The sequence below is a fragment of the Hwanghaeella sp. genome (genome assembly GCF_965227365.1).
Lineage (GTDB): Bacteria > Pseudomonadota > Alphaproteobacteria > UBA8366 > Aestuariispiraceae > Hwanghaeella.
In genome coordinates this window covers 1,912,479-1,939,046 of the sequence record NZ_OZ245754.1, presented here as the reverse complement: position 1 = coordinate 1,939,046, position 26,568 = coordinate 1,912,479, and the positions used below count along the sequence as shown (strand labels likewise).

At 58.7% G+C, this 26,568-nt stretch carries 25 protein-coding genes; 10 read left to right on the top strand and 15 right to left on the bottom strand.

What is annotated here, in order from left to right:
* Positions 1-3: 3 nt before the first annotated feature.
* A complete protein-coding gene (locus tag ACQK2G_RS08825; protein ID WP_425404661.1) occupies positions 4-2,358 on the bottom strand; it encodes an MHYT domain-containing protein in 2,355 nt (784 codons plus the stop codon).
* A gap of 352 nt (positions 2,359-2,710) precedes the next feature.
* On the opposite strand from ACQK2G_RS08825, the gene ACQK2G_RS08820 reads away from it, so the two are divergent.
* A complete protein-coding gene (locus tag ACQK2G_RS08820; RefSeq protein WP_425404660.1) occupies positions 2,711-4,390 on the top strand; it encodes a hypothetical protein in 1,680 nt (559 codons plus the stop codon).
* On the opposite strand, the gene ACQK2G_RS08815 is transcribed toward ACQK2G_RS08820, so the two are convergent.
* Genes ACQK2G_RS08815 through ACQK2G_RS08795 form a run of 5 tightly spaced genes read right to left on the bottom strand, consistent with a single transcriptional unit; the run spans position 4,391 to position 8,456 of the window.
* On the bottom strand, positions 4,391-5,281 hold the full coding sequence (locus ACQK2G_RS08815; protein ID WP_425404659.1) for a lysylphosphatidylglycerol synthase transmembrane domain-containing protein: 891 nt from the start codon (positions 5,279-5,281) through the stop codon (positions 4,391-4,393). It lies immediately after the preceding gene.
* Positions 5,278-6,090, bottom strand: coding sequence for a hypothetical protein (locus ACQK2G_RS08810; protein WP_425404658.1), 813 nt, complete (start codon positions 6,088-6,090; stop codon positions 5,278-5,280). The genes ACQK2G_RS08815 and ACQK2G_RS08810 overlap by 4 nt, the downstream gene beginning before the upstream one ends.
* The gene (locus tag ACQK2G_RS08805) at positions 6,087-7,178 is read right to left on the bottom strand and encodes a glycosyltransferase family 4 protein (protein ID WP_425404657.1); all 1,092 of its coding nucleotides are present in this window, start codon (positions 7,176-7,178) and stop codon (positions 6,087-6,089) included. Before ACQK2G_RS08805 ends, ACQK2G_RS08810 begins: the two co-directional genes overlap by 4 nt.
* The gene (locus tag ACQK2G_RS08800) at positions 7,175-7,585 is read right to left on the bottom strand and encodes a 6-pyruvoyl trahydropterin synthase family protein (RefSeq protein ID WP_425404656.1); all 411 of its coding nucleotides are present in this window, start codon (positions 7,583-7,585) and stop codon (positions 7,175-7,177) included. The genes ACQK2G_RS08805 and ACQK2G_RS08800 overlap by 4 nt, the downstream gene beginning before the upstream one ends.
* A gap of 25 nt (positions 7,586-7,610) precedes the next feature.
* The gene (locus ACQK2G_RS08795) at positions 7,611-8,456 is read right to left on the bottom strand and encodes a zinc-dependent alcohol dehydrogenase (protein ID WP_425404655.1); all 846 of its coding nucleotides are present in this window, start codon (positions 8,454-8,456) and stop codon (positions 7,611-7,613) included.
* Between the two features lie 223 nt (positions 8,457-8,679).
* On the opposite strand from ACQK2G_RS08795, the gene ACQK2G_RS08790 reads away from it, so the two are divergent.
* Together ACQK2G_RS08790 and ACQK2G_RS08785 are read left to right on the top strand one after the other, a co-directional pair.
* Positions 8,680-9,462, top strand: a complete 783-nt coding sequence (locus tag ACQK2G_RS08790) for a CDP-alcohol phosphatidyltransferase family protein (protein ID WP_425404654.1) — start codon at positions 8,680-8,682, stop codon at positions 9,460-9,462.
* 46 nt (positions 9,463-9,508) lie between these two features.
* Positions 9,509-10,363 (top strand): hypothetical protein, encoded by an 855-nt coding sequence (locus ACQK2G_RS08785; protein WP_425404653.1) that lies wholly within the window; start codon positions 9,509-9,511, stop codon positions 10,361-10,363.
* Positions 10,364-10,422: 59 nt separating this feature from the next.
* On the opposite strand, the gene ACQK2G_RS08780 is transcribed toward ACQK2G_RS08785, so the two are convergent.
* Positions 10,423-11,013 (bottom strand): YceI family protein, encoded by a 591-nt coding sequence (locus ACQK2G_RS08780; RefSeq protein WP_425404652.1) that lies wholly within the window; start codon positions 11,011-11,013, stop codon positions 10,423-10,425.
* A gap of 50 nt (positions 11,014-11,063) precedes the next feature.
* A complete protein-coding gene (gene ribA, locus ACQK2G_RS08775; RefSeq protein WP_425404651.1) occupies positions 11,064-12,275 on the bottom strand; it encodes a GTP cyclohydrolase II RibA in 1,212 nt (403 codons plus the stop codon).
* A gap of 525 nt (positions 12,276-12,800) precedes the next feature.
* Here ribA and ACQK2G_RS08770 point away from each other — a divergent pair.
* Positions 12,801-13,256: a DUF6882 domain-containing protein gene (locus ACQK2G_RS08770; protein WP_425404650.1), complete on the top strand. Its 456-nt coding sequence runs from the start codon at positions 12,801-12,803 to the stop codon at positions 13,254-13,256.
* A gap of 122 nt (positions 13,257-13,378) precedes the next feature.
* On the opposite strand, the gene boxB is transcribed toward ACQK2G_RS08770, so the two are convergent.
* The gene (boxB, locus tag ACQK2G_RS08765) at positions 13,379-14,800 is read right to left on the bottom strand and encodes a benzoyl-CoA 2,3-epoxidase subunit BoxB (RefSeq protein WP_425404649.1); all 1,422 of its coding nucleotides are present in this window, start codon (positions 14,798-14,800) and stop codon (positions 13,379-13,381) included.
* Positions 14,801-14,865: 65 nt separating this feature from the next.
* Entirely contained in the window at positions 14,866-16,575 is a 1,710-nt protein-coding gene (gene boxC, locus ACQK2G_RS08760; RefSeq protein WP_425404648.1) for a 2,3-epoxybenzoyl-CoA dihydrolase, read from the bottom strand.
* Between the two features lie 255 nt (positions 16,576-16,830).
* Here boxC and recQ point away from each other — a divergent pair, with 255 nt between their 5' ends.
* From recQ to ACQK2G_RS08730, 6 genes are all read left to right on the top strand, one after another.
* Positions 16,831-18,693 (top strand): DNA helicase RecQ, encoded by a 1,863-nt coding sequence (gene recQ, locus ACQK2G_RS08755; protein ID WP_425404647.1) that lies wholly within the window; start codon positions 16,831-16,833, stop codon positions 18,691-18,693.
* A 161-nt stretch (positions 18,694-18,854) separates the two neighbouring features.
* A complete protein-coding gene (locus ACQK2G_RS08750; RefSeq protein ID WP_425404646.1) occupies positions 18,855-19,385 on the top strand; it encodes a PAS domain-containing protein in 531 nt (176 codons plus the stop codon).
* A gap of 117 nt (positions 19,386-19,502) precedes the next feature.
* Positions 19,503-20,723, top strand: a complete 1,221-nt coding sequence (locus tag ACQK2G_RS08745; protein ID WP_425404645.1) for a hypothetical protein — start codon at positions 19,503-19,505, stop codon at positions 20,721-20,723.
* A gap of 92 nt (positions 20,724-20,815) precedes the next feature.
* Positions 20,816-21,472, top strand: coding sequence for a hypothetical protein (locus ACQK2G_RS08740; RefSeq protein WP_425404644.1), 657 nt, complete (start codon positions 20,816-20,818; stop codon positions 21,470-21,472).
* Positions 21,473-21,481: 9 nt separating this feature from the next.
* Positions 21,482-23,143 carry a caspase family protein gene (locus ACQK2G_RS08735; RefSeq protein WP_425407629.1) on the top strand — a complete coding sequence of 554 codons (1,662 nt, stop codon included), beginning with the start codon at positions 21,482-21,484 and terminating at the stop codon, positions 23,141-23,143.
* A gap of 181 nt (positions 23,144-23,324) precedes the next feature.
* Entirely contained in the window at positions 23,325-23,522 is a 198-nt protein-coding gene (locus ACQK2G_RS08730; RefSeq protein WP_425404643.1) for a hypothetical protein, read from the top strand.
* Here the strand turns inward: ACQK2G_RS08730 and ACQK2G_RS08725 are convergent.
* Genes ACQK2G_RS08725 through ACQK2G_RS08705 form a run of 5 tightly spaced genes read right to left on the bottom strand, consistent with a single transcriptional unit; the run spans position 23,519 to position 26,567 of the window.
* Positions 23,519-23,965: a hypothetical protein gene (locus tag ACQK2G_RS08725; RefSeq protein WP_425404642.1), complete on the bottom strand. Its 447-nt coding sequence runs from the start codon at positions 23,963-23,965 to the stop codon at positions 23,519-23,521. The two genes, ACQK2G_RS08730 and ACQK2G_RS08725, sit on opposite strands and share 4 nt — an antisense overlap.
* Before the next feature lie 25 nt (positions 23,966-23,990).
* A complete protein-coding gene (locus tag ACQK2G_RS08720; protein WP_425404641.1) occupies positions 23,991-24,458 on the bottom strand; it encodes a hypothetical protein in 468 nt (155 codons plus the stop codon).
* A gap of 28 nt (positions 24,459-24,486) precedes the next feature.
* On the bottom strand, positions 24,487-24,864 hold the full coding sequence (locus ACQK2G_RS08715) for a hypothetical protein (RefSeq protein WP_425404640.1): 378 nt from the start codon (positions 24,862-24,864) through the stop codon (positions 24,487-24,489).
* Entirely contained in the window at positions 24,861-25,208 is a 348-nt protein-coding gene (locus ACQK2G_RS08710; protein ID WP_425404639.1) for a hypothetical protein, read from the bottom strand. The genes ACQK2G_RS08715 and ACQK2G_RS08710 overlap by 4 nt, the downstream gene beginning before the upstream one ends.
* A gap of 9 nt (positions 25,209-25,217) precedes the next feature.
* Positions 25,218-26,567 carry a hypothetical protein gene (locus ACQK2G_RS08705; protein ID WP_425404638.1) on the bottom strand — a complete coding sequence of 450 codons (1,350 nt, stop codon included), beginning with the start codon at positions 26,565-26,567 and terminating at the stop codon, positions 25,218-25,220.
* Position 26,568: the final 1 nt, after the last annotated feature.

The window sequence follows — 26,568 nt, the reverse complement described above, 5'->3', positions numbered from 1 at the left end:
GCCCTATCGTAAATGTAAATCCGCAACGATCAGGTTCGCCTTTTCCCTGGCGCTCCCAAAATCGAAGTGCGCGACCGATTTCCGCATCTGGTTCACGAATTTTCGGTCAAGCACAGTCGACATTTCATCAAGGACAAGCTCGACGGGATCAGGATTGTCCTCATCCAGAGCCCGGTAGAGTTCCTCAAACATTTTCCGCAATGTCTCCCGGTCGGCGCCTATCGCCGTTTCGGGAGTTACTTCATCCGGAAACTCATCGGACTGGTCGTCGATATCCCAAGCCGATCCGCTGGTGGCACGCCTGAATTGGGCAGCACCAAGAGGCATCGGTTCGGATATCGGTTCATCATGGGCTGCTTTCGGTAGCATTGCAGTGAAGAAGAAAGTACTGCCCTGCCCTTCCACCGAATCGGCCCAGAGATCACCACCATGTAGATTGGCCAGTTGCATAGAAATCGTCGTGCCCAATCCGGTACCGCCATAGAGGCGATGTGTGGAAGAATCGGCCTGTTCGAAAGGTTCCAGCACTCGCTCGAGTGTCTCAGGCGACATACCGATACCGGTATCGGCAACCGAAAACAGGATCTGTTCGGAATCCGCTGTGGATAGGGTCACCTCTACTGCAACACTGCCTTCATGTGTGAACTTGATCGCGTTGCTGATCAGGTTGATCAGGATCTGCCGAATGCGCATCGGATCCCCCACCACATTCCTGGGAACCCTATCGTCGATCTTCGTATTGAGAGCCAATGACTTGTCGAAGGCCAACGTCGACAGGCCATGCACGGTCTCGCGAACCAATTCGTGTAGATCGAATGATACGTTTTCCAACCTGATCCGACCGCTTTCCAAACGACTGAAATCCAGAATGTCATCGATGATGACGAGCAGATTGTTCGCAGATCTCTGTGCCGTATTGAGGTATGAACGCACCTCGTCGCTCAGATCCGTCGTGTCGAGAGCAAGGCCAAGGAACCCAAGCACGCCATTCATCGGCGTCCGGATTTCGTGGCTCATATTCGCTAGAAATTCCGATTTGGCCTTAACCGCCTTTTCCGCGCGGTCACGCGCCTCCTCCAGGATCGCAAGTTCCTTCTTTCTTTGCGTCAGATCCCGCACCACACCCGTATAAAAGGGCTTTCCGCCAACCTCTCCATATCCGATCGAAAGATCCAACGGGAAGCTCGAGCCGTCCTTTCGCAAGCCAACGGCTTCGCGCCCCACACCGATGACCTGCCGACGCTCCCTAGGGTGAAACTCGTTAAGCGCGCCGCCATCGTCATCGAGGAAAGGTTCGGCCATGAGCATGCTTACGTTTTGGCCGGTGACTTCGTCATCGGCATAGCCGAACAAGGCTTGAGCTGCAGGACTCCAATGTTGGATCGTGCCGGAGGCGTTGATTGTAATGATACCGTCGACGACATTGTCGATGATCGCCTGCAGTCGTGCCCTTTGCTCATCAACCGCCGCTTCGACCCGGGACCTCAACGCTACCTCGGCCTTCAATTCATCGGCCAGCATGCGCTGTTTCGACGCAAAAACGACCGACACAACCGCGGTCGCCAACAAAGCAACGGCCAGCATGATCAGCAGCGCCAAGAAGGAGGGCTCCCACAATTCGGTACCGGTCACATGCGTTTGGCTCGGAAGGAAGATCGCCGCCCACATGGCGGTGTAGTGCATTCCCGTGACCGCCAAACCGAGCCCGACCGCGGATAACACCGCCATGGCCGTGCTTCGGCCAACGCCGTACTTTCCGAAGAATGTGAGCAGTTTCGCGCCGGTATTTCCAAGAATGAAACTCGGAAAGCTTATCGCCAGGCAGGCCAGGACAACCGCCACGACAACGGAAAGCCCGACACGCATACCGTCGTAGTACAGGATCGCATCCATTCGCATGGCCGCCATCCCTGTATAATGCATCGCAGCGATACCGGCCGCCATCAGCACGCCGCCCAGAAGACGGAGGGGCAACGGCGTCTTGCGTCGCAAACGGACGATCGACAAGGCGATCATACTGGCGACGATACTTGGCAAAATCGAGAGGAAGGTGAGTATCGGGTCGTATTCAACGGCACAAGGAAGCTGGAAAGACAGCATGCCGATGAAATGCATCGTCCAAATGCCGACCCCCATCGTGATCGATGCCAGGGCCATCCATGCGGCGTGCGCGGGCAGCCTCTTGGCTTTCCGGGAACGGCTGACGGCGGAAAGTGCTATATAGGCGCAAACGATCGAAACAAGCCCGGACAGCATCACGAGCAAAACGTTGAACTCGCCCTTGTACAGGTCGGAGACGAGCAGGACATCGCTCCCCACGGGGACTAAGAAGCGATCCAATACCAACGCAAAATCCATCAGGCCCATTCCAGTTTAGTATCGGTCTTCGTGATTGGCCTCAGCGAATGAGTGCCGATTGTCGAAGAACGCTCGCGACGATGTCGATACCGCCGCTTTGCATGAGCCCTTTCATGGCATGCAATTCGTTAACATCGCGTTTAGCGGAAACTAATTTAGGATCATATGAGGTGTCTGAATACGCATCTGCCGACATACTTCGGCGGCGTATCTTGAAGGCTGCTTGGGACGCGCCAAAATACAGCTTGCGCTGTACCCCCTTGCCCAGATCCTATGCACCGCGACCGGGAGCCGTGCGGCGGTTTCCACCGTTTCATTGCAAGTCAGACCGAGTGGTTCAAAGACGACTGTTATGTCTCCTACTGCGCAAGCATCCTCTCCCAACTTCCGTGCCGTCACCATATTCGCGGCGGTCGTGGCTCTGCTTTTCGTGTTCTTCAATCTGGAATTCGATATTTATGGACAAAGGTGGAAACTGGGTGCTCAGCTGCCAATCGAACTTGTGATCCTGGTGCTGCTCGTCTCGGCTTCCACTGCTTGGCGGTCTTTCCGGCGTTTTGGCCTGCCCATCGCAGCAGCCCTTCTGTCAATCGGCGCGTTACTGCATCTGATCGATGTCGCCAGCAGTGCGATTTACGGCCGGACCATCGACTTGATTTTCGACGCCGCGCAGATCCCGCATGTGCTGGACCTGATGGCGGCTTCCATGGGCTGGTTCATTGTCGCTCCCCTCACCCTTGCCGTTCTCGCGATACTGTGCGGGGTTGTCATTCTTTTTGCCTATGCGGCGTGTGTTCTTGCCCGCAAGTTGTCGCTTTTTGCCTCTCCGGCCGGTGCAAAACGCGCCGTTGCCGGATTAAGCCTGTTGGTTGCCGCCCAGACCGCGGACCTGACAGGCGTCTTGTCCAACCAGGCCATGGCCAGTTCAGCACCCGCGATCCAGGCCGCGTCCTACCATGCCAAGATCATCAGCCTCTGGTTCGACGACGGAAAGGCCGTGGTCGAAGAATATCGACGCCAACGCGGCGAAATCCGGGATGGTGAAACAACGCTGCCGCGCCTGGCCGACACAGACATTTATTTGATCTTCGTGGAGTCCTATGGCGCCAGCCTGTTGGAACGGGACGAACACCGGACGGTCATCGAAGATATCTACAAACGATATGGCGGCACCCTGCAGGACGAAGGCCGGGAAATCGCCAGTGCCTTGTTGGAATCGTCAACCTATGGGGGGTTGAGTTGGCTGGCGCATCTGACGACCACGGCAGGGGCCTGGATCGACACAAATCTGGAATATCGCGCCTATTTGCGATCGGATCTGGACACGCTGCCGCAGATACTGGCGCGCGGGGGCCATGAAACCTCACTGTTCATGCCGGGAATCCAACGCTATTGGCCGGAGAGCCGTCTGTTGAGATTCGACAATGTCCATACGGCGCAGGACCTTGAATATGGCGGCGTGCGCTTCGGCTATTTCGGCATACCCGACCAGTTCACCCTGGAGCGCATCCCGCAAATGATCTCGCCGGAAGGCCCCAACTTCGTCCAGGTCGCCTTGATTTCCAGTCACTATCCCTTCAGGCCGATCCCGCCATTCATCGAAGATCGTGAAACGGTGCTAGACGGTTCCATCTGGGCACCGGCGGCGGAGGCAGCAGGCAGTTTCACGCAAGCCGATTGGGCGGATCCAGCGGATGGTTATATCGCCGGCGCCTCCTACAGCTTGCGGGCAGCACTCGACTTCGCCGAACGGCATACCAAGCCTGAAGACCTGGTGATCATTCTGGGCGACCATCAGCCCTGGAGCGTGGTCAGCGGCAATCTGGGCGGACGGGCCGCACCGATCCATGTGATCAGCAGCCGGAAGGACCTGATCGCCTGTTTCCTCACAGATGGTTACCGCCCCGGTCTATCTCCGAAGCGGGGAGATGCGCTGTATGGCATGGATTGGGTGTTGCAGCGCATGGTCGCGCATTTCGGCGATCGAGGACCGGCGGAAGGATGCGCCCTTCCCTTCAGGGCAACATCCTGACTATCTGGACGTTGAAAACAGAAATCCGGCCCCTGGGAGGGCCCCGGCGAGATTCACCAATCCATACAGGATCGAGGCCGCCGCTGCATCGCCGGCCGCCATGCCTGCGGCCACCCACATGCCGACGGCCGCCGCCTCTCGCAACCCCCATCCGGCCAGCGTGATCGGAATTGCCATCGCCAGCAAGGCGGGCGGCAGGACGGTCATCGCCGTCTCCACCGAAATCGTGATGCCAAGCGCTTGGACACAGCACCAGAATACCAGAACGTAACTACCCGCAATCAGCGCGGATAAAGCCGCCTGTACCACGATCGCCTCGCGGACCAGCACTGCCTTGCGGAAATCGCCGACCAGCCGCCCCAGCCGTCCCTTCGCCGGGGCAAGCGCCGCCGTACCCAGCAGTGCGATAAGGACCGCAGCAGCGATCCATGCGGCTTCCGGACGCCACAGGCCAAGCCCCGGAATGGAAAGCGCCACCATGGCGATCTGGCCTGTTGTACGTTCATAAACCACCGCCTTGGCGGCAACGCCGTATCCCCTGCCCGCCGCTTCCTTGCGCAGGGAAGAGCCATGCCGTGTTACCCGTGTGACATCCCCGGCGATGCCGCCGGGCAAGACCTGGTTCAGGAAAATCGCAATGTAATATTCCGCGATCGCTCGGCCCAAGCCGATCAAGACGCCAAGCCGCGATGCCACCAGACGCCAACGGATCGCGGACAAGACGGTTTGCGGCAGGATGACGGCGAAGCCCGCCGCCAACCAGAACGGGTCCGCACCGGCGAGAGCGGTCAATATTTCCGGCCCGCCGGCCACATGCCAGACAAAGCCCAGCAACAGAAGGCAGATCAAAACCTTCAGGACGAAAACCGTCTTGGGATTCAGACGCTTCATCCAGGCAAAGCCAGCAGATCGGTATGACCGATGCGGACCCTGGCGCGCCCCGCCCCAATCGCCTTCAGTCGCCGATGGGCCCAGGTCTCGTACAATCGGCCGCGCGCCGGGTCGGCGGCCATCGCCGCGGCGGCATGCCCGCGCAGCAATTCCCGCTGCAATGCACCGGAATCAGGACCAAGGTTCCAATCACTTTTCGCGGTGCCGACCTTGAACCCCGCTGCGCGGAACCGTTTCGCCGCGTAAGACACTGCCTTAGCGCCAAGCGACGGACCAAATCCTTTGTCGCGCCCCTGATCCCTTGCAAAGGCCCTGCCCGCGGCCCAATCCCCCCTAAGCGGCGGAAACCAGGTATCTGCCCCATCGACGGAAAGCGTAAGCCAGGCCGCGGTCCCCGTTTCCGCGCAGGCGGCAACCAGCCGGTTGATCCAGGCTGAAGAGACCAGATCCAACAGGGCAGAAGCGGAAACCACGTCCCCCCCGCCGAAAACAGCCGCCAGATCGGCATCACGAAGGTCCGCAACATGCGTGTCGAGGGCGCTGACGCCCGCCGGCACAGCCAGACGTGCACGGTTCAGCAAGCGGTCGTCCCCGTCGACCAAGCACCATTGCTGCGACAGTGTCAGGCGTGGGGCAAGCCAACGCATCGCCGATCCGGTACCGGCGCCGAGATCCGTGATGGAAACCCCGCTGCGGCCTGCAAGCCATGCATCCAACATATGGGCTAAATGGCGGGACCGCGCGGCGGCGTCAGCCGGTTCACGCAAGCTGAGCCAATCCGCATCAAAACTTTCTACGGGACCCGTCACGATAGTTGATCCTCTATAATGCGTTGCATCAGATCGCGGCAACGCTTACCCGAAACATCCCAGGTCGGCAGATCTTCCCGCGCCGACAGCGCACGTTCTCTCAGCGCCTGACGTGCGGACGGATCGACAAGCAACGTCTTCAGCGCAGCAGATAAGGCTTCCACGTCACCCGGATCGTACAACATCGCGGTCTTGCCGGCCGTGGTGAATGGAACCGCCCCGCCGGAGGCCGCCAGGATCGGTAATCCGCAGGCAGCCGACTCCGCGATCGCCATGCCGTACCCTTCGTAATGCGACGGCGAAACGAATAGATCCGCCTGGTCATAGAGCGCCGGCAGCGCATCAGGCGGCAGCGCGCCGTGGAACCGGACCTTGTCCCCGAACGGCGCCGCCTGCGCCAAGACCGAATGGGCATGGCGGCGATCCATCTCCAGCCCGCCGACGCAGTCCAATCGCCAATCCAGCCCAGATAACGGCTGCAAGGCCCTAAGCAGGTCGGGATATGCTTTTCGCGGGGTCACGCTTGCGACTGTCAGCAGGGTTACCGGCCCGGACGGTGCCGTTCCGCGCGCCAAGGGAGCGGCATCGGTTCCCGGTTCAATCACGGTGATCCGGTCTTCGCCAACACCGAAATCGCCCAGCCGCATCGCCGTGAATGCGCTGGTCACAATGATATGCCGGACGGTATCGAGACTCCGTTTTTCACTTTCAAAAAAACGCCTTGATGCACTTTCTTCAAGTCCCGACTCATCCGCGAGCGGATGATGTACCAAGGCGACAACCTTGGCCCTTGCGGCCAGTGCAACGGTCTCTTCCGGCATCGCGCCGCAAGCCAGACCGTCGAAGATCACGGCGGCGCCTTCCGGGATTGTTTCCAGAAGACCCGCGGCTTCTTCCCGCACGTCCGCGGGCGGGTTTGGGAATCCGTCAGGCAAGGCGAGCACCTTTACCGCCGCCCCTCCACGCCGCATGGCTGCAACGATTTCACGGCCATAGGCATACCCGCCGGTCCGGGTATCCGGATCGCCGGGAAAGATGAAGTAAAGTGTCGGAGCCTGCGCCACCATCGTCGCCGCGCCTGCGGTCACGCGCCGCCCGGCAACGCCCCTTCGAAACTGGCCCAGGCAATATGGGACTCGTGCAGGCTAACCTTCATGCCGGAGAGACGCGGACCACCGGGCCCCAGGTCTCCCGACGCGATACAGCCGGCCATATCGTCGAAAATCACTTTCGCCATTCGTTCCGTGGTGGTGTTCATCCCAGAGAGGCTCTGAACTTCGTCCAGGTTCTTGTAGTTATAGGTTTCCAAGACTTTCGACAGCGCCTGAGAGGCCAGACCGATATCAACAACCAACCCGTCCGCGTCCAATTCCCGGCACTGGAATTCAACATCGACAACATAGGTCGCGCCGTGAAGTTTTTGTGCCGGGCCAAAGACTTCCCCGGTAAAGCTATGAGCGATCATCAGGTGATCGCGAACCGTCAAGGCGAACATGGGGAAACCCCTTCCTAAATTGAAATCAGTCGACTGTGTCTGGATAGCGGATTCGGACGCAGGCCACCCCGCTTCCATTCGCCACGAAGTCAGGCATACGGTCGGGCAGGTCATCGAAATCGATCTCATGCGTGAACAATGCATCAAGCGCTGGGTCCGACAGCAGCGATAGCGCCAAGGACAACCGGTCCGCATAGCTGTGCGTCGACCGCTTCGACGGGGAGACCATGCCCACCTGCGAGCCGATCAACTGCAGCCTGCGCGAATGAAAATCCTGCCCAAGCGGGAGGGACACTTCCCGGTCGCCATACCAACTGGCTTCAATGATCCGGCCTTCGTTCCGAGCAAGGGTGAGGCATCGGCGCAAACCGTCCTGCGTCGCGCTCGTATGGATCACGATATCCCTTTCGCCCAATGCTTGATCAGGATCACAGAAATTCAGCCCAATAGATTGATATATATTTTCTTTTCCATCATCCGGATCGACTATTTGAACCTCTGTCCCCGGTAGTCGATTTGCCAGATAGGCAATGAGGCTTCCAAGCACGCCGCCGCCGATGACCGATATCTTGTCGCCTACTGACGGCGCAGCGTCCCACAGCACATTCACTGCGGTTTCCATATTGGCGGCCAGCACCGCGCGCGCCGCCGGAATCCCATCGGGCAATGGCGTCACCGCACTTTCCGGCACGGTGTAGAGCGTTTGATGCGGATACAGACAAAACACGTCGCGGCCCTGCAGGGCCGCCGGCCCGTCCAAAACCCGACCGACATTGATATAGCCGTATTTCACCGGGCCCGGAAAATCGCCCTCCTGAAACGGACAACGCATCCGCGTCCATTCCGACTGCGGCACGCGTCCCTGAAACACGCATGCTTCCGTACCGCGACTGAGCGCGCCGAACCGCGCTTGGACGAGCACGTCGCCCGAAGCCGCGGTTGTGTCCGAATCCGCCAGGGGCGCGGAACGGATCCGCCCCCTGCCGGGCTCCTCGACCCAGAAAGATCGAGATAAAAGCGTTGGTTTATTGGCCGAAGCGTCCATATTTTCTTGTTAGCTTAAGTAAAGACGGTTTCTGGCTAACGAGTTTCCGATGATCCGTAAAGACGATACACACGGCCGCGACCTTTTGCGGGCCAGTCCCTTCCCGGCCTTCGGCGGGAAAGCGTGGCCTGCCGTGCATTTCGTGTGGGCCGCGGTCATGCTGGGCGCTGGCCTGTTCCTGATGCCACGCCTTTTCTCTTTCACGGATATGTACATCACTTATACGGTCACCGCCTTCAGTATCCTGATCGCAGCAGTGGGCTGGGGCCTTTACAGGTTCCGGGGCCAATTCCCATGGACCGAAGCCGGTTTCGGCACCGCCAATGCCATCACGATGGGACGCGGCGTGCTGATCTGCCTCGTCGCCGGGGCGATCGGGCAGGTCTGGAGCGCCGGAGCGGCCTGGACCTTTGTCGTTGTGAGTTCCTTCGCCTTGATCATGGATGGCTTCGACGGCTGGTATGCGCGTCGGAACGGCGACGAAACGCCATTCGGCGCCTTGTTCGACCAGGAAACCGACGCTGCGTTCATCATGATCCTGGCTGTCTTGGTCGTCGACCAGGGCAAGGCAGGCCCCTGGATCATTCTGTCCGGCCTGCTGCGCTACCTGTTCGTCGCGGCCGGCTTCCTGATCCAAGGACTACGGGCGCCGCTCGGCCCCAGCCTCCGCCGCAAGACGATCTGCGTTATTCAGGTGATTTCCCTCGTCGTCTGCCTGGCCCCGATCGTGCAGCCTTGGTTGAGTACTTGGATCGCCGCACTGTCTCTTGTTTTGCTGCTGTACTCCTTCGCCGTCGACGTGATTGACCTGATGAGTAAGCGCCACGCCTGAAGGAATCGCGGCATAGTGTTCGGAAAACCCTCGGAGGAACCGAACTATGTTGGAAATGCTGACGAATTTGGTCGCCATCCCGGCCATTATCGGGGGCGTTCTGGCCTTGATTGCCGGAAAAAGTTCCTCCGTTCGATTGTGCAGCCTGCTGCTGATACTGGGCGTCGTCGCGGGTTTCGCGGGATGCTATGCCGCGATCAGCGACATCCCTCCCTTTCCCCCCACTTCATCGGTGCAGAAGGTCTTTTACGCGCCGATCCTGGCCGGCGCGGTCCTGATCCTGGTCTATTACGGCAGGGGTGAAGGCATCACCGCGGAAAGCTGGTTGCTGCCCCTGGCGGGCGCACTGGGCGGCGCCGCATGGATCCTGGAACGGCTGATCCCACGGTTCGACGGGATGGAATGGGCACTTGCAGGCGTTCTTGCCCTGGGACTGCTCTTTGCCGCGGTGACGACCTTGGCGCGGACCACCACGACTGCCCTCTCCCGCGTCGCGCACGGGGCCGCAGCCCTGGGTTTGGGATTGGTTCTGATATTCGGCGGCACGGCAACGACGGGTTTTTATGCGATCGCTCTTGCCGTCGCCATCGGCGTCACCATCCTGGCGGAACCGATTGCCATGCGCGTGCGCTTGGGCCCGGCCCTGGCCGCGGGCATCATCGTGGTCCTGGCACCGCTCAGCGCCCAAGCCCTTTTCCTAACGGATGTCTCGCCCTGGGCGCTGCTGCCCTTGCCCTTGTGCTATGTATCGATCCCGCTGGCCAATCATCTCGGCTGGCACAGCAACGACACATTGATCGGCACGATCGCCTATAGTCTTAAGCTGGCGCTTCTCGCCTTCCCCCCCGCAATCGCGGCGGCGGCGATCAGTTTCAGCATGGGCGGCGGCTCTCCCTATTAAGATTCTACGCCGCCCAACCTTCCCAGAGGCAGGAGTGAAGGGTTCTGCAATGAAGGGTTCTATTGGCGAACGGCTTCGAATTCGATGATCAGTTCGACCTCGTCGCCGACCCAGCCATTGTCGACGCCATACATCATGCCGAAATCACTGCGCTTGAAGCTGCCGCGCGCGGAAATGCCGACCGCGTAATTGTCGTTGAACGGATACTCGCCCGCCTTGTTGAAGGTGACGTCCAGAACAAGCGGCTGTTTCAAGCCGATCAATTCCAGCTCGCCGTAGACCTTCCCGGTCGTGTCGGAGACTTTTTCCGCCTTGGTCATGGTAAAGACCATTTCCGGGAATTCCCGACTGTTCAGGAAATCGGGACTGCGCAGATGCTGATCGCGTTTCTTGTGATTTGTGAAGACGCTGTCGGTTTCGACCGTGATTTCCACGTCGGACAGCGTCAGCGTCTCCTCATCGAAGGTGAAGGAACCCGAGCTTTCAAGGAACATCCCCAAAACCTTCGCGTATCCAACATGACCGACCAGGAAGCCGATCGCCGCATGATCCGGGTCGATCTCGTATTCGTGGGGTTCCGCATGGGCGGCACTCGGAATACCCATGGCCGGGATGGCCAGGACGGCCATCGTCGCAAGTAGCTTTCGCATCACTTTCTCCTGGATTGGATTGAAGTGGACGTCAGGTTTGTGACCGTTCCCTAAAAACCGACCTTGCCCACGGGAAAAGGCGCGATCTTCGCGTCCTCGTTCGTCTCCCCTTGCTCATCCGTTCCGCGAGAATAGGCGGCTTCCCCAAAATGCCCGCCCTTTTCGACTTTGGTGCGAAGGTATTGAGCATTGAACCGCGTCAGGCCGCCGGTCAGCGGCACGCGATCGACGACATCAATGCCTTCGGCGCGCAGGGAATCCACCTTGCGCGGATTGTTGGTCAGCAGACGGACGGATTTGACGCCCAAATCCGCCAGCATCAGGCCTGCAATGTCGAAACGCCGCTCATCCGGTTCAAATCCCAGATGCGCATTGGCATCATAGGTATCCACACCGGAATCCTGCAGTTCATATGCCCGCAGCTTGTTGGTAAGACCGATACCGCGGCCTTCCTGCGCCAGATACAGCACAATACCGCCGCCCATGGCGGTCAGCTTGCGAATAGTCGTTTCCAACTGCTCGCCGCAATCGCAGCGAAGGCTGCCAAAGACATCGCCGGTCAGGCAGGATGAGTGAACGCGCATCGGCACAGGACCGTCCATATCCGGATTGCCGATGATCACGGCGACCTGTTCATCCGACGGCATGGGACCGCGGAAGGCGATGAAGCGCGTTTCCACACCGTCGAGCAACGGCACACGGGCCTCACTGACCCGCCGTATGACCGGGGTCTGTTGTTCGGCCCGCAGAATTTCCGCCGCGTCGACCGTTAGGACATCGCCGACCGACAGGCTGGCCTCCAAATCGGCCGTCGTCGTGCCGCTGACCTCCGCGATCATCAGGGCGGGGGCCAGTTGGGCAAGCCGCGCCAGGACCATGGCGGCATCCGCCAGCCGGTCATCCTCGATCACTTCCAGTTCGGGAAGGCGCAATTCGCGGGCGCGGACGCCATAGGCAAGTTCCTGCGCACTGGCCAAACTGTCGTCAGGGGCTTTAAGGGTCAGCGATACCAGCGCGCCGTCCCGGGCGTGAGCGCCCAACACACCGGCCCGGCGCCAGTTCAGCAAAAGTACGAAACGACCCGAGGCTTGCGCCTTGATGGCTTCGGAAACAGCACTTTCCAGTGCTTCGAGGCCACCGATAAGCAAAGCCCGATCACCGTCGCGTACCAAAACGGCACGCCCATGACGCAATTCGCCGCGCGCGCGATCGACCGCCGCCGCGGTTCTGTCCCCGTTTATGAGTTTGGGAGGTTGGGTCATCAGGTTTTGGCGCACCGTTTGTTGTCTTGAACTCTATACCTGCCGGCGGCCCCCCATACCGCGCAGGACCGCTGCTTATCGTATTTACAGAGGGGTGGCAAACCCCGTTAGCGACAGTTTTAGGTTCTTCAAAGTCGCAATAACTTGTTGAAGAAGCACGTTACCTTGGAACTGTGTACGGTTCCACCGGCTGGTCGGACCTGGAAACGGCGGTCGACGCCAAATCACAGCGTCGTGACCATTGTACCTAGCCCAACGATACATGTAGGAACGACACGCGGCATTGGCAATTTTTTCCGCAGCCCGCCGAGTTTGGAACCGTTGGTCGGAAACGTCACCGCCCAAGGTGCGATCAATCCTAGACGAACGAATCGCCGGATGGTTCCGGCCCCTCCTTCACCCATCTGAAGGAAGGTCTATTTTTTTCAATTAAAAATTGCTTATACTGTCTTTTTCTCCATGAATCTCGATTTCACATCGAAATTGCGCCGGACAAAGCCCGGCTTTGTTTAAAAGAGGACTCAGATGGAACAGTGGGAAAGCTTCCTGTCGGAGGCCTTTTCGGAGCTGAAAAGAAAACAAACAATCCTCGGCACCGAATATGGTTTTGGAAACCACGAACGGTGGGATCTCGACCAGAAGAACCGAGCCATCCTGTTTTCCAACGACGGATCCTTGAGTCTGCGGGCCAATTTCGACGCCGTGGGATCGATTTCGACGACCGCCGGCACCTGGCTCTGGTCATGGGCTAATCCGAGCCTTACCGCGGATACCTATGAAAACATGCTCGTCGTCAGAGAGTTTGGAGAAACACGCAAAATCCGCCCGCTCATTCTTCCCGAATGGCCGGGCGACGAGACCGACGGCTGGGAAATGACAGCGGTTGCGGTGAAATTGCTCGACTCGCAGGGCGCCTATCGAATCCCCATCCAATCCGGCGCATTTTTCGTTTCACTTTATAATGTTACACGCATTTCCTGAGTGTGAATGACAAGTCCTGATCACGCTTTTCAAGCACGAATACTCCGGGCTGCTTAAAAAGAAAACCACCGCGCCTCATGCCTGAGGCGCGGTGGAAATCGACTTCATCGACAACAGGAAGATCAGTGAATACTGACGTATTCGTAGTCGACTGGCTGGCTGTTGATGCCGCGATCCGGCGGTGCGATCCATCCGGCCATCTTGCCCGGATCGGTAACCTGCACCATCAGTGACTTCACATAGGCGCGATCCCCTTCCGACGGCAACCAGCCACCTACCTTCGCATTGAATTCGGCTTCCGGAATGATCTTTCCTTCCGGCGTCGTCTTCACGGTGGACCAAGGCCCGATATTGCGCCGGAAATGCGTGGACGGCAGGGTCAGTTCAACGTCGTAGCCCGCCTTCTTGATCAGACGGTTCCATCGGATCAGGCCGATCTTGCAGTCCTCGACATAAGCGGAGCGAACGATTTCGTTCATCGCATTCCTGGTTGGGATTGCGTCGATCCGCGTTCCCGTGCCGTCCGGCACTTCCAGGTCATAAGATGTATTGGCGCAGATGTGGTCCTCGTACTTCGTTTCATCCGCCCGCCCCTTCAGGCCGTTGGCGAAATAAGTGGCCGCGTTGGACGAACTTTCCGAACCGAAGAGGTCGAGGCAGCTGGAGAACCAGAAATTGATGTAGCGCTGCAGCAACGGCAGATCGATTCCGCCCGCCTTGCGGATCGTGTCCGGATCGTCGGTGCCGGTTTCCTTCATGATTTCCAGCGTCCGCTTGACGATACGGCCGATTCCCGTTTCGCCGACGAACATGTGGTGCGCCTCTTCCGTCAACATGAACTGGCAGGTACGCGCCAGCGGGTCGAACGCGCTCTCGGCCAGGCTCTTCAACTGGAACTTACCGTCACGGTCCGTGAAATAGGTGAACATGAAGAAGCTCAGCCAATCGTCGATCGGCTCATTGAACGTTCCCAGGATCCGCGGATTGTCCGGATCGCCGGAATGGCGATGCAGCAGTTCTTCCGCCTCCTCGCGACCGTCGCGGCCGAAATAGGCGTGAAGCAGATAGACCATCGCCCAAAGGTGCCGCCCCTCCTCCACGTTCACCTGGAACAGGTTGCGCAGATCGTAGAGCGACGGGCAGGTCAGCCCCAGAAGGCGCTGCTGTTCGACGGAAGCCGGTTCCGTATCGCCCTGCGTTACGATCAGATTGCGCAGCGGCGCGCGGAATTCACCGGGGACTTCCTGCCAGGCGGCTTCCCCGTAATGATCGCCAAAACCGATTTTCCGGTTCGGGTCACGATCGGCAAGGAAGATACCCCAACGGTATTCCGGCATCTTCACCTTGCCGAAATGGGCCCAACCCTTTGCGTCGACGCTGACCGCGGTCCGCAGGTAGACGTCGGAATTCATGAAACCTTCCGGCCCCAGATCCTTCCACCAATCGATGAAGTGCGGCTGCCAGTGTTCCAGGGCGCGCTGGAGCCGGCGGTCATGCGCCAGGTCCACGTTGTTCGGGATCTTTTCCTGATAGTTGATGCTCATGGCGTATACACTTCCTCGATTGCGTCGTTGTTCTTTAGTTCTTCGGCGTTTCCGTCACCGGCGACTTAGACCCGGCGGCGGTCGAAATCCGCCTTGGTGCCGGTGCCGAACAGCTTTAATGCGCCTTTGTCACCAACCGCGTTCGGGCGAATGAATATCCAGTTCTGCCAGGCGGAAAGCCGACCAAAGATCCGCGTCAGCATGGTCTCCTGACCGCCGAAACGCAGATTGGCCTCCATGCCCGTCAGCGCGTCGGGGGACAGGCTCGACCTTTCCTCGACCGCGATCCGGATCTCGTCTTCCCAATCGATATCGTCCGGAATGAAGGTCACCAGGCCACGCTCTTCGGCATCCGGCGCGGTGAGTTCTTCGCCGACGATCGTCTTGAGATCTTCAACCGCCTTTTCGTCATCATAGAACCGCCCGGACAACCGGCTGTTCCCGACGATCGTGTAGTAGGCACCGAAGTTCATCGACGAGAGCGTAGTGGACGGTGCCGCATCGGGGTCGTCGGGAAGGTCCAACATGTAGCTGCGGTCCGCGGCCAGAGCGAACTCCATGAACGTCCCCGCGAAGCAGGAGCCTTCATCGATGATGGCAAACATGGAGCGGGACGACACATCCAGCCGGGACAGCGTCCGGCGCAGCATGGCGATCGTTTCCTTGACCAGCCAATAGCCTTCATTCTCCGCCAGAACCGCGTCCATGGCTAAAACGTTGGCCGCCTCCCCGCTGGTCTTCAGCAGCCAGACGCCGATTTCCTCGTTATTCGTGCGCAGCATCAGGATCGCGTCGTCCAATTCCCGCGCCATGGCGAGAGGATACCACGCCGCCCCTTCCGCCTGGATCGCCTCAGGCGTTGAGGCGATTTCGCCGTCCGGCGCCTTCACGGTGATGGTGGCGACACGGCGATCATTATCGATTTCGACGTCGACATGTGGATAGTGATAGCCCTTGTCGTCCATTTCACGCGCTACCGGCGGCAAGGCGATCCCCTGGGCAGCTTCCGAGCGGTCGCTCTGAGCACGCAGGGCCGCGACACGCTCAGCGACTTTCTCATCCCAGTTCCGGCTGGTGGCGATATGATCGACGAGCCCCCAATCCTGGGCCTTCTTACCACGCACACCTTCTTCCGACGTGCAGAACACATCGGCGAGGTCACGACGCACCTTGCGCTTGTCCGTAATACGGGTCAGACCGCCCGTGCCGGGCAACACGCCCAGAAGCGGCACTTCCGGTAGGCTGACGGCGCTGGAGCGGTCGTCGATCAACAGGATCTCATCGCAGGCCAACGCCACTTCGTAGCCGCCACCGGCGGTTACGCCGTTGCACGCGGCGAGGAATTTCAGGCCTTCGCCTTTGCTGGAATCTTCCAAACCGTTGCGCGTCTCGTTGGTGAACTTGCAGAAGTTCACCTTCCAGCCGTGGCTGGACGTGCCCAGCATGTAAATGTTCGCACCGGCACAGAACATCCGGTCCAGTCCGCTGGTCAGGACCACGACCTTCACCTGCGGATGTTCAAAACGGATACGCTGAACCGCGTCATGCAATTCCATGTCGACGCCGAGGTCGTAGGAATTGAGCTTCAACTTATAGCCGGGGCGCAGTCCACCATCCTCATCGACCTTAAGGGTGAGGGTCGCGACATCGCCGTCGATATCCATCGACCAATGCCTGTAACTGCTGGGATCCCGGTCATAGGTGACGATGTTATCGAAGGTCTGGTTTTGGGGAGCCGGGCCGGCCGCCTCGACCTTGCGTTCCGCTACGTTCATGTCGCCTCTTCCAATTTCGTTGGGGCTTCGCCGCCCTTTTGTGATCCGGTCATCCAAACGAGGCGGCAACCGGAATGTGCATCATAATGCATTTTTTATAGAATCGCGCCTCTCGATGTGTGTGCATTATAATGCATGTTCGATTTCATTCAAGGTCAAATCGAAGCGTTCAAGCAGCCTATCCTCGGAGGCAAAATCACCGGTTGCGCGGATCGGACATTGCCATGCCCGCCTGAATCGAAGACCCAGAACGGCATGGACGGCAGCGCTTTTTCATCGGAATCCCAAACTCCGGACCTCGCACCCGCATCCCCCGTGGATGCGGTACTGCACGGCGTCTTCGGTTTTTCCGGACTGCGTCCCGGCCAGTCCCGTGCAATCCAGGCCCTTCTGGCCGGCGAAAACGTACTTGCCGTGATGCCGACCGGCGCCGGCAAGTCACTGTGTTTTCAAATTCCCGCCCTGGTGCTGGATGGGCTGACCATCGTCGTTTCCCCCCTTGTCGCGCTGATGCGGAACCAGGTCGACGCGCTTAAACTGAATGGTGTCGCGGCGGACGCGATCCATTCCGACCGCTCACGGGAAGAGAATGTCGCCATTTGGCGCGCGGCCCAACGGGGCGATTTGAAACTGCTCTATATGTCGCCGGAACGGCTTATGACGGACAGGATGTTATCCGCCCTCTCCCGCCTGCCGGTTTCCCTTATCGCGATCGACGAAGCGCATTGTATCTCGCAATGGGGACCGGCTTTCCGACCCGAATACGACATGCTTTGCGATCTGCCACGGCACTTTCCAGGCGTGCCGATCGCTGCGCTGACCGCGACCGCCGATCCGTCCACCAGCCAGGATATATGCGAAAAGCTGTTCAGCAATGACGTCACCCAGGTGATGACCGGCTTCGACCGACCAAACCTGTCCTTATCCGTCTCGCTGAAATCCGCCTGGAAAAAGCAGGTCCTCGACTATGTCGGCGCACGACGCGGGAAATGCGGCATCGTCTACTGTCTGTCACGCCGGAAAACAGAGGAGGTGGCCGCCCTGTTACGTGGCGAGGGCCATAACGCCTATGCGTTCCACGCCGGCATGGAGGCCGGCGAAAAGGCGGATCTGCAAAACCGTTTCATGACGGAGGATGGGGTCGTCATGGCCGCCACCATCGCTTTCGGCATGGGGATCGACAAACCCGACATCCGTTATGTCCTGCATACCGATCTGCCCGCAAGTTTCGAGGCTTACTATCAGGAAATCGGCCGCGCGGGCCGTGATGGTGCAGCGGCGGAAGCGTTGATGCTCTACGGCCTTGAGGATATCCGCCTGCGTCGAACTTTCATCGAGCAGGAAGATGCCGGTCCGGAACGAAAACGCCGCGAACACAAGCGCATGGATTCGCTGCTGGTCTATTGCGAGGCGCCTGATTGCCGCCGGCAGGTTCTGTTGCGTTATTTCGGTGAGGAGTCGGACCCCTGCGGCAACTGCGACACCTGCTTGAACCCCGTAGAAACGCGGGACGGCGGTGACGCGGCGCGGCAGGTTCTTGGCGCGGTGCAGGGAACCGGCAATCGATACGGCGCGGCCCATATCGTCAGCATTCTGCGCGGAACGATGTCGGAAAAAATCGAAAGCATGGGTCATGACCGGCTGCCGCAGTTCGGGGCCGGCGCAGAAAGATCAACCGCGGAATGGCAGGGCCTGATCCGTCAAATGGTGGCCAACGGCCTTTTGGAAATCGACATTCAGGGCTATGGCGGTTTGCGGGCAGGCCCTAAGGCGAGCGATCTGATGCGCGGCGACATCGATTTCCGTTACCGACCGGATCGGGTTGCCCACACCGCCAAGACAGCCGCAAAGGCACGCGCCAAGCGGGCGGAGACTTTGGACGGCATTCTGGATGCTGAGGGCCGCGCCCTGCTCGCCCGTCTGAAGGACCTGCGCCTGGCACTGGCAAAGGAACGCAACGCGCCCGCCTATGTCATTTTTTCGGATAAAAGCCTGATCGACATGGCCCATACCCGCCCGCGCAGCAAAGCGGAATTTTCCAAGGTCTTCGGCGTCGGCCAGGCCAAACTCGATGAGTTCGCAGAAGTCTTTCTGGCGGAAATTGCGGCGGAGGACTGAACCAGGCCGTTTTTCTCGCAGAATTCGCGAACGCCGAAACTTGGCCGGTTGATCCAACTCAAATGATTCATATTTGTTTTCACTAAACTAATAGTTCGTGGTGTGCGGACACTGTCCTTCAGCGTTCCGCACTTCCCGATCATTTGGTGCGGTGAGCATAGATGGCGTCGTCAATTCTGGAACTGCGGAGCCTGCCCGGTTTCACGGAGCAATGCGCCATGTTGGACGACGGCGCGTTGGGCGAAGACGGCCGCTTCGAGAAATTCCGTCCAATACTGGAATGGTGGCGGCAACCATCCGGAAAACCGCCTGCCCGCAAGCAATTGGACCCCTTTTCGTTTGGCGGCGCATTGGTCGGTTATCTCGTTCTGCTTGAAGTACAGGATGGCGGCAGGGATTTCAGATGGCGAACCTTCGGTGGCCGGCATGTTCAGGCCTTTGGCGCGGATTTGACCAATGTCACCATTTCCGACCTGGTCGACGACCATCCCGCCGCGAAGGATCTTCGGGCCGTGATGCAAACTGTTTTGGAACGCCGCCGGCCAGTGCCGTTCGAAATTCGCTATATGAGCGAAAAAAGGATCCTGCGTCAGGCGGTGGGTGTGCTCATGCCGCTAACGGATGATAAGGATCGAGATGCCTTCCTCTTCGGGGCCGCAGACTGGATCGAGGCCCGCAAACGGGCAGAGTGATTTACCCGCGCTCCGGGAAGATGTTCTTTTCCAATCCTTTTCCGATTGATAGAAATCCTATCCTGACATCGTCAGGTCCTATTGCCGTGGTGCGTGCAAGGAAGGATATCAACCGGCATGTTCTCCGACTTCCCTCTTGTTTCGGCGCGGCTACTCCTTGCGCTCTTGTTTCTTTTGCTCCCACCATCCGCCGCCCAGGCGCAAGCCCTGCAGGCACTTGTTCTGGAAAGCTTGCCGCAAAAGACCAGCGACAAACCCGGCTATGACGATCGGACAGCCGATGTGAAATCAGCTTTGAGTTCGCGCGGCTATGCGGTGATGGAATTGGACGTCATCAACGCCGGCAGTATGAGCTGGGCGGTCGAAGTATTTGCTAAACGGCTCCGACGCGCAGGGCCGGGTGCGATCGGTATCGTCTATGTTTCGACGCCAGGAATTTCCGATTCCGGCGAAAACTATCTCCTCCCCACCCTACCCTCCTCCGGGGAACCGCTGGATGCCAAGGCATCGGGCTACCCGGTCCGCGACCTGTTGAACATGCTCGAGGCATTGGACGGGATCGAAACCGGTCTCGTCCTGGATACATGCCAGGACGCTGTCGCCGAAGGGCTCGCCGCCGGTTTTACAGAGCCGCTGCCGGCTACCGCAAATGTCCTGCTCGCCAGTTGCCGGCCCGCTGCGGACGGTTCGAAGGGAATTCGGCCGATTTCATCTGCATTTGCGGAAGCGATTGCGAGCCCGGACTTGTCCCTCGCAACTGTCTTCGACCGCGTAAATCAAGCCGAAGCACATCCCACCGACCTTCAAGCCATTTTGTGGAATGCCATTGAGGGAACGGACGACCGGGGCCTTCTTGAGCAATATCTAACGAAATTCCCCGACGGGCGGTACGTCGCCGCGGCAAAAGCCCGCTTGGCATCGATGGGTTCCACGGAAACCGCGCCAAGGGAAGTTGCTGCGCCACCAACGCCTCCGCCGGCCGTCCAAGCCATGGCCACCGTACACCGGTTCTCGGGCACACTGACGGGAACGGGAGCGGCCGGTTGGGCAAACCTCTATCTGGCGATCTGCGGAAACAATATTCGATACAAGACTTCCATCGAGGGACGGCATGGCACATGGACCGCCGAACTCGTTAACCTCAAGAATAATGACGTCGTGGAATTCAAACAGACGACAAAAACAGAAAAAGCCGGGCAGATACTTCTTTATGGCAGGTATGGGCTGGACGGCTGGAGCAAGAACAAAGTCATTCTGCAACTGACGCCGCGATCCGATGGTAGAGTTGCGTTGAATATCCCGAACATCGGCACCTGCGCGGTAGGCACGGTGGAATAGCCAGCCAACCCATTCGTAAGTGACTAATTCAATAAAAAGGAACCTCCCCGCACATGCTTCCGCTACGGATAATCGGGATAGGACAATTCGTTTTGGCGATCCTGTTCCTCCTCACCCCAACCACGTCGCAAGCCCAGGCACAAACAGTGTTTCAGACCGAGGTGAGCGAGGCACCGCAGGGAACCCTCCTGGCGGTTGCTGACAATGGTTCGAAGATTGACGAACTCGTTTGGGCGCGTATCAAGAATGAACAAAACGCGTCGGTCCTGCGGGAATACATTGCCCGCTTTCCCGATGGGAAATATGTAGCCGAAGCGGAAAAACGTGCCGGGAAACTGGAGGCAAACCAGGAACTGTCAAGAACGGTCAGGGCCGCCAATACAACGGGACGTTTCGGATTGAAGACTTTTACCGCAAACTTGACCGGTGCAAACCCAAGCGATTGGGGCGGTGCGTATAGATCCTTCTGCAGTCCTGATTCCAGTTATCGCGTATCGATCAAGCGCGATAGAGGAAAATGGAAAGCCGAACTCTTGCAGGCAGGTGCCGACGATAGACTTTCCTTCAATCAACTGGCCCCCCAGCCAGAAGAAGAGGCCATTCTGTTGTTCGGCTATTTAGTAAGCGGCACGAGCCAGACAGAGCATCAGAAATCGGCGGTAGAATTCGTGCCGAAGTCCGGCGGCCTGATCCGTTTATCGGTTCCTGGCAGCACGACAGGCGACTGTGCGGTTGGATATTTGGAGTGACGCTTGGCGATGGTTCTAACCGCAGACGCGGTGGCCGCAGCCCCATCACCATATGAGCATTGCGAACCACACACGGAAAAGACTGCTTTGGTATCGATCATGAAGAATCCATTTCATTATATCATCGCTTTCGGCATTGTTCTGGCCGTGCTGTTTGGCCACTCCCCCGCCCAAGCCCAATCGCGGCTTGCCCTGCTTCTTGGAAACGGGTCGTACGAGGGATTCTCCGTACCTTTCGCTGAGGAGAATTCGGCAGCAGTGAAGTCCGCCCTGTCTGCTGCCGGCTATACAGTGATAGATATTGGCATCGTCAACAGGGACGGCATTAAGTGGGCAGTTGATGTATTCGCGAAACGGCTAGCGAAGAACGGCCAGGATGCGGTCGGGATCGTTTACTTTGCAGGTCTTGCCATCCAATCACAGGGCGAAAATTTTCTGATCCCTCCCAGATCGGCGATCTCCGGCGAAACGGACGTTCGGCAGGAAGGTTTTCCCGTTTCAACTATTCTTGAATCTCTCTCCAAATCCGGTAGTGCCGCGAACGCCCTTGTCCTGGATGCTTGTTTCGGAAACCCGTTTTATCAAACCTCAGGGGATGAGGGATTCGCTCCGATCGCTCCCCCGGCAGGGACAACAGTCGCCCTCTGCGCCAAGCCCGGCGAGATCCTGTACGACGCGGAATTCGAGCTGAACGGTTTCACAACGGCCTTCACCCGGGCGATTTCAACAAACGGCGCATCATTTTCGGAACTTCTTCCCCTCTCTCGCTGGTTCGCCGCGAAATACAGCGACGCGGTCCACTTGCCCTGGATTTCATCGCCAACCACAGACACAGTTTCTTTTGCCAATACGACGGCCGAAGGCGAGAGAGCGTCCTTTATCGACGACGCCTTGGCTGAGTTGGCCGCATACCAAGAGATTGAGGAGGCCAATGACAAGGCGGCTTACCAGGCATACCTGAACGAGAATGAAAACGGCGTTTTCAGAAAACACGCGGCACACGCCCTCGCCCGTATCGACCCGAATGGATTTGGCTCTTCGACAGGAAGCCGACAAACGATGCCTTCAAGGCCCGTGTCAGCCACGCCCACCGAGAGTGTTGACGAATCAACCGCCGATGAAGCGAACGATACTGCGGACTTGGACGACATTGTGTGGGCGAGTATCGAGGGGCAGGATGATGTCGCAACTTTTGCCGAATACCTCACTCGTTTTCCCGAAGGCAAATACACTGAATCCGCCAAAGCCCGCGTTACAGAATTGACTAAAGATCTAGCTGCTTTGGAGGCCGACAAAGCGCCAGTGCCCACTGTGGAAGAACAATCAACCCGAAGCAAGTTCACCGCAACGCTTGACGGAACCAACTCCCCCGGTTGGGCTGGTCTCTATCTAAAGACATGCGGCAGTGATGTTCAGTACGCAATGACGCTTGAATACCGGGCCGGGATTTGGACAGCCGATCTGCATCACTCCAAGACCGGCCAGATACTGCAACTCAAGCAGAGAAATAGCGCACCAAATAATGGAAGTTTTTTGTTGTATAGCAGTTCCGGCACAAGCGACACACACCATACGGCGGTGTTGCGGATAACACCGGAGCGGGGGACGCGGGCGACACTCTCGATCCCAAACGCCAGCATAGGCAACTGCGCGTTCGGCTATCTGGACTGACCGAACTCAAAAACGAACGACCGAGATAGTCTCTATTTCAAACTGTGAAGGGGTAAATGGTGCCCAGAGGAGAAAGACCCTAAATACGGTTTTTCAATCACTTAGGTATAAGGTTTGGGGAAAAACAGGCCATAAAGATTCAATGGCTTACGGGCGGTTTCCCCAAACCTTTTTTTGGCAAATGAACAATACCGACGAAGAACTCGCCTCGATCGCCCGCCGCGCTCATAAGGAAGCGACCGACGAAGGCCTTCATACTTCAAGAGCGCTCGGCCGGGCCGTCGCCGCGGTCAACGCCGAAAGACCGGCATGGACCGCCAGCGAGGCCTTGGCCTTCGTCCGGCGGTCCATCAATCGCAACAACGACGGGCCGGCCTAGCCGATCAAACGTCGTCCGCGTTCCGGTTCTTCCCGATGTTGATCGCGAGAATATTCAGAACGCGCAAGATGCCGCTCAATACCGGGTTCTTCGCCCGCGTCGGGAACATGGCCGTAATCGCGTTCGCGATGGTCACCACGGCCCCGATAATCAAGGCGATTTGCTCCGGGTTCGAGAGAGTTTCCGTTTCCATAGATGCTTACTTTCTCCGGTTCCGCGGGCTTCTCGACTTCGTCGCCACAGTCGAAAGGCACGATGGTTGCCCGCTGGGTTTTGGCGTTGATCCGCTTGAGGAAGACCTCGCGAAGATCGGGGTCCGCGATGCCGCAATATTCATCGGCAAGGCGAGCGGCGACACCGGCGCCGGTATCGACGGCGGTGGTACAGGCGGCCACAGCGACAAGCGCCAGGCACGCAAAACCAATGGCGAAAAGCTTTCGCATCACACTTCCTTTCTGTTCTGGGAAATCAGGCGTCGAACCGCTCGAGCGCCTGTAGGAATTTCGCCGGCGTCCCCGCACCCTTGGCGGTGTTGTAGTGCTGCTTCCAATATGCAGCGAGGCCGGCGGAATCATTGACCGCGGGCAAGGCGGCCGGGACGCGGAAATAATGAACTCGGCAAAGCGCCGCGCCGAAATACGCATTGCCGGCAAGTTGCGCCGTCCGGTCGATATCCGAAACCGATAGGACCATGACCTTTGCGAGAAGGTCGGGACGGTAGGCGAGATAATTGCGCCAAATGTCGTTGGCGGTGTCGGGTTCCATTTGGAAGAACCCAAGGGCCGGCCCGCCGCCAATCTGTTCGATGTAGTCGAGGTTGCTTTCGACAAGGGCGGTTCCGAGAACCAACCGCTCGGCCGCCGGCGACCATAGGTCAAGGGTCTTGAGCGCCGGCCGCACGACCAAGCGCGCGAACTGTTCGGCTCGCGTTTTCATTTTCAGATTTTCCTGCTGATAAAGGGGGCTATCTCGACGGAATTCGACGCTCGGCGTCGGTCAAACGATCCTCGAGGCGATCGACGCGCAACATAATCTTTGCCTCGAGTTCCCGGCCGTCGCTCGGATCGAACCGACCGCGCCGGCGAACGTCGTCGTTGGTCGCCTGTTGCCACGCCTCGAGGCGATTTATCCGGGGCTCGTATGTCGCCACGACGGCGAGGCGCGAATTCGCCTCGGCGAGTTCCTTCGATACAGTCTCGAGCCGGGAATCGAGCCGGTCGGCATACCAGCCGAGCGCCCCCGTCATGACCGGCAAGAGCATCGTAAGAAGCATATGGGCGGCCTTGAGAAACGAGTTATCGGCGATGCGCTGGGTGTATGTGATCGGCGGAATATCGCTCATTTCGTGATGTCCTGGCGCACGGTCCAAGTGCCGGCGATCACGGTCAAATCCTCGCCGGCGTCGTCAGTTTCTTGGACATCGTAAAAGTAAACGCCCGGCAGCAACGCCGCGGCCGGCGCCGTTATGGGAAACCGAACGACACCGCCCGGACCATCGACGACGACGCCCGCAAGCTGAAACGCCTGTTCCGTGTCGTCGGCTGGCGATCGCCGAGGATTGACCGTCAGAAGGTAGGAAAACCCCGTGATGTCATACGCCGCCCCGCCTTGCTTCATTTCGAATTCGAAAGCGCGGGTATCACCACGGCGCCGAAGGATGTTTTTCTCGGCGGGTTCTTCAAACATTCTTGCCCCCTACGCGCGTTGGATGATGGCCCGGCTTGGGCCGTTTTCTACAATTGCCCGGACCGGCGCGCGCTCGATGACGTAACGCACCGCGTCACCAACACCGGCAACGATAAGCGCCGGCGTCTGGATAGTGGCGTTCGCCGCGACCAAGCCGGTAGCCGTGAGCGCGTGCACTTGCGAAAGCGCCGGTTGCCCGACCGTCGCGGCCGAAGCGGTCAGCCCGACGGCATCGAGCGCATGATTTTGCGAAAGCGCAGGCGTTCCGATCGTTGCCGGTTCGGCGGTTATTCCTACAGCGACAAGGCCGCTCGTCTCGGAAAGTTCCGGCGTCCCCAAGGTCGCCGCTTGCGACGTGAGGCCGACCGCGTCGAGGTTGTGGACCTGGCCGACCGAAGGTGTTCCGACGGTCGCCGGTTCGGCCTCGATACCGGTGGCGTCGAGCAAATGGGTTTGCCCGAGCGCCGGGGCGCCGATGGTTGCCGCTTGCGCAGACAATCCGGCGGTTGCCAAAGCATGGTTTTGCGAGAGTGCCGGCGTCCCGATGGTCGCGGCCTGCGCCGTGATCGGCACGGCTTCTAGAGCGCCGCTGCCCGCCGCGGTGAAATAGCGCGGGATGATTTTGGACGGGTCTGGGCGGATCGGTGCAAATGGGTCGGCGTCCAGTATAGCCCGCTCGGCGGCGGTCAATATCCGCCCCTCCCATTCGTAAAATACTTCGGTAATTAGCGGCCCTTGGTTGGACGCGCCATTTAGATAGCAACCAAGTGATATCTCGGTCGGATCATCGTAAACTCGGGCTGTGGTCGTATCTGTAATCTGCGGATCATTATCAACATACAGGATATTGGATGGGGCAATTGCGTCGCTGGTCACCGCAACGGAGTAAGTTTGATTCTCCGTAAGGCTAACTGAACCCAATAACGTCCCGCCATCGCTGCCCACTAATCCGAACACGTACAAGCGAAACGTGGTCGTATTGGCGTTGTTTCTTTCGAAAGAAAGGCCGCCGTCTCGCGCTCCGTACCCCCCTATTTCAAATATCCGGTCGAAGTTCTGCGACCCTTTCCGTTGCGACCCGCGCCAGAACAACGACAATTTATCGGTGACATTAAATTTTGATGGCGAAATCAGACCGAATTCTTCCGTTCCGTCGCCGAGACGAACGCCTTCCGGGCCTACACTCGTAACTGCCGGTGCGCTCACAACGGAAAAACCGGCACTATCAACAATGTTTTTCAATCCCCATGCAGGGACGAGACACATTTTCATTCCGCGCCAGAAGGACGGGTATTTAGTCAGTTCCGGTTTGATATCCCATTTCGACGGCGGAACGGGACCTGTAGAAAAATCCCACATG

Bases quoted from the DNA above. Each gene is read 5' to 3' on its own strand.
- ACQK2G_RS08730 (WP_425404643.1), top strand. From the start codon at position 23,325: ATGAACAATACCGACGAAGAACTCGCCTCGATCGCCCGCCGCGCTCAT.
- ACQK2G_RS08725 (WP_425404642.1), bottom strand. From the start codon at position 23,965: ATGCGAAAGCTTTTCGCCATTGGTTTTGCGTGCCTGGCGCTTGTCGCT.
- ACQK2G_RS08705 (WP_425404638.1), bottom strand. From the start codon at position 26,567: ATGTGGGATTTTTCTACAGGTCCCGTTCCGCCGTCGAAATGGGATATC.
- ACQK2G_RS08715 (WP_425404640.1), bottom strand. From the start codon at position 24,864: ATGAGCGATATTCCGCCGATCACATACACCCAGCGCATCGCCGATAAC.
- ACQK2G_RS08825 (WP_425404661.1), bottom strand. From the start codon at position 2,358: ATGGATTTTGCGTTGGTATTGGATCGCTTCTTAGTCCCCGTGGGGAGC.
- ACQK2G_RS08820 (WP_425404660.1), top strand. From the start codon at position 2,711: ATGTCTCCTACTGCGCAAGCATCCTCTCCCAACTTCCGTGCCGTCACC.
- ACQK2G_RS08800 (WP_425404656.1), bottom strand. From the start codon at position 7,585: ATGTTCGCCTTGACGGTTCGCGATCACCTGATGATCGCTCATAGCTTT.
- ACQK2G_RS08790 (WP_425404654.1), top strand. From the start codon at position 8,680: ATGATCCGTAAAGACGATACACACGGCCGCGACCTTTTGCGGGCCAGT.
- ACQK2G_RS08720 (WP_425404641.1), bottom strand. From the start codon at position 24,458: ATGAAAACGCGAGCCGAACAGTTCGCGCGCTTGGTCGTGCGGCCGGCG.
- ACQK2G_RS08750 (WP_425404646.1), top strand. From the start codon at position 18,855: ATGGCGTCGTCAATTCTGGAACTGCGGAGCCTGCCCGGTTTCACGGAG.
- boxB (WP_425404649.1), bottom strand. From the start codon at position 14,800: ATGAGCATCAACTATCAGGAAAAGATCCCGAACAACGTGGACCTGGCG.
- ACQK2G_RS08785 (WP_425404653.1), top strand. From the start codon at position 9,509: ATGTTGGAAATGCTGACGAATTTGGTCGCCATCCCGGCCATTATCGGG.
- ACQK2G_RS08710 (WP_425404639.1), bottom strand. From the start codon at position 25,208: ATGTTTGAAGAACCCGCCGAGAAAAACATCCTTCGGCGCCGTGGTGAT.
- ACQK2G_RS08735 (WP_425407629.1), top strand. From the start codon at position 21,482: ATGGTTCTAACCGCAGACGCGGTGGCCGCAGCCCCATCACCATATGAG.
- ACQK2G_RS08780 (WP_425404652.1), bottom strand. From the start codon at position 11,013: ATGCGAAAGCTACTTGCGACGATGGCCGTCCTGGCCATCCCGGCCATG.
- ACQK2G_RS08815 (WP_425404659.1), bottom strand. From the start codon at position 5,281: ATGAAGCGTCTGAATCCCAAGACGGTTTTCGTCCTGAAGGTTTTGATC.
- ribA (WP_425404651.1), bottom strand. From the start codon at position 12,275: ATGACCCAACCTCCCAAACTCATAAACGGGGACAGAACCGCGGCGGCG.
- recQ (WP_425404647.1), top strand. From the start codon at position 16,831: ATGGACGGCAGCGCTTTTTCATCGGAATCCCAAACTCCGGACCTCGCA.
- boxC (WP_425404648.1), bottom strand. From the start codon at position 16,575: ATGAACGTAGCGGAACGCAAGGTCGAGGCGGCCGGCCCGGCTCCCCAA.
- ACQK2G_RS08770 (WP_425404650.1), top strand. From the start codon at position 12,801: ATGGAACAGTGGGAAAGCTTCCTGTCGGAGGCCTTTTCGGAGCTGAAA.
- ACQK2G_RS08745 (WP_425404645.1), top strand. From the start codon at position 19,503: ATGTTCTCCGACTTCCCTCTTGTTTCGGCGCGGCTACTCCTTGCGCTC.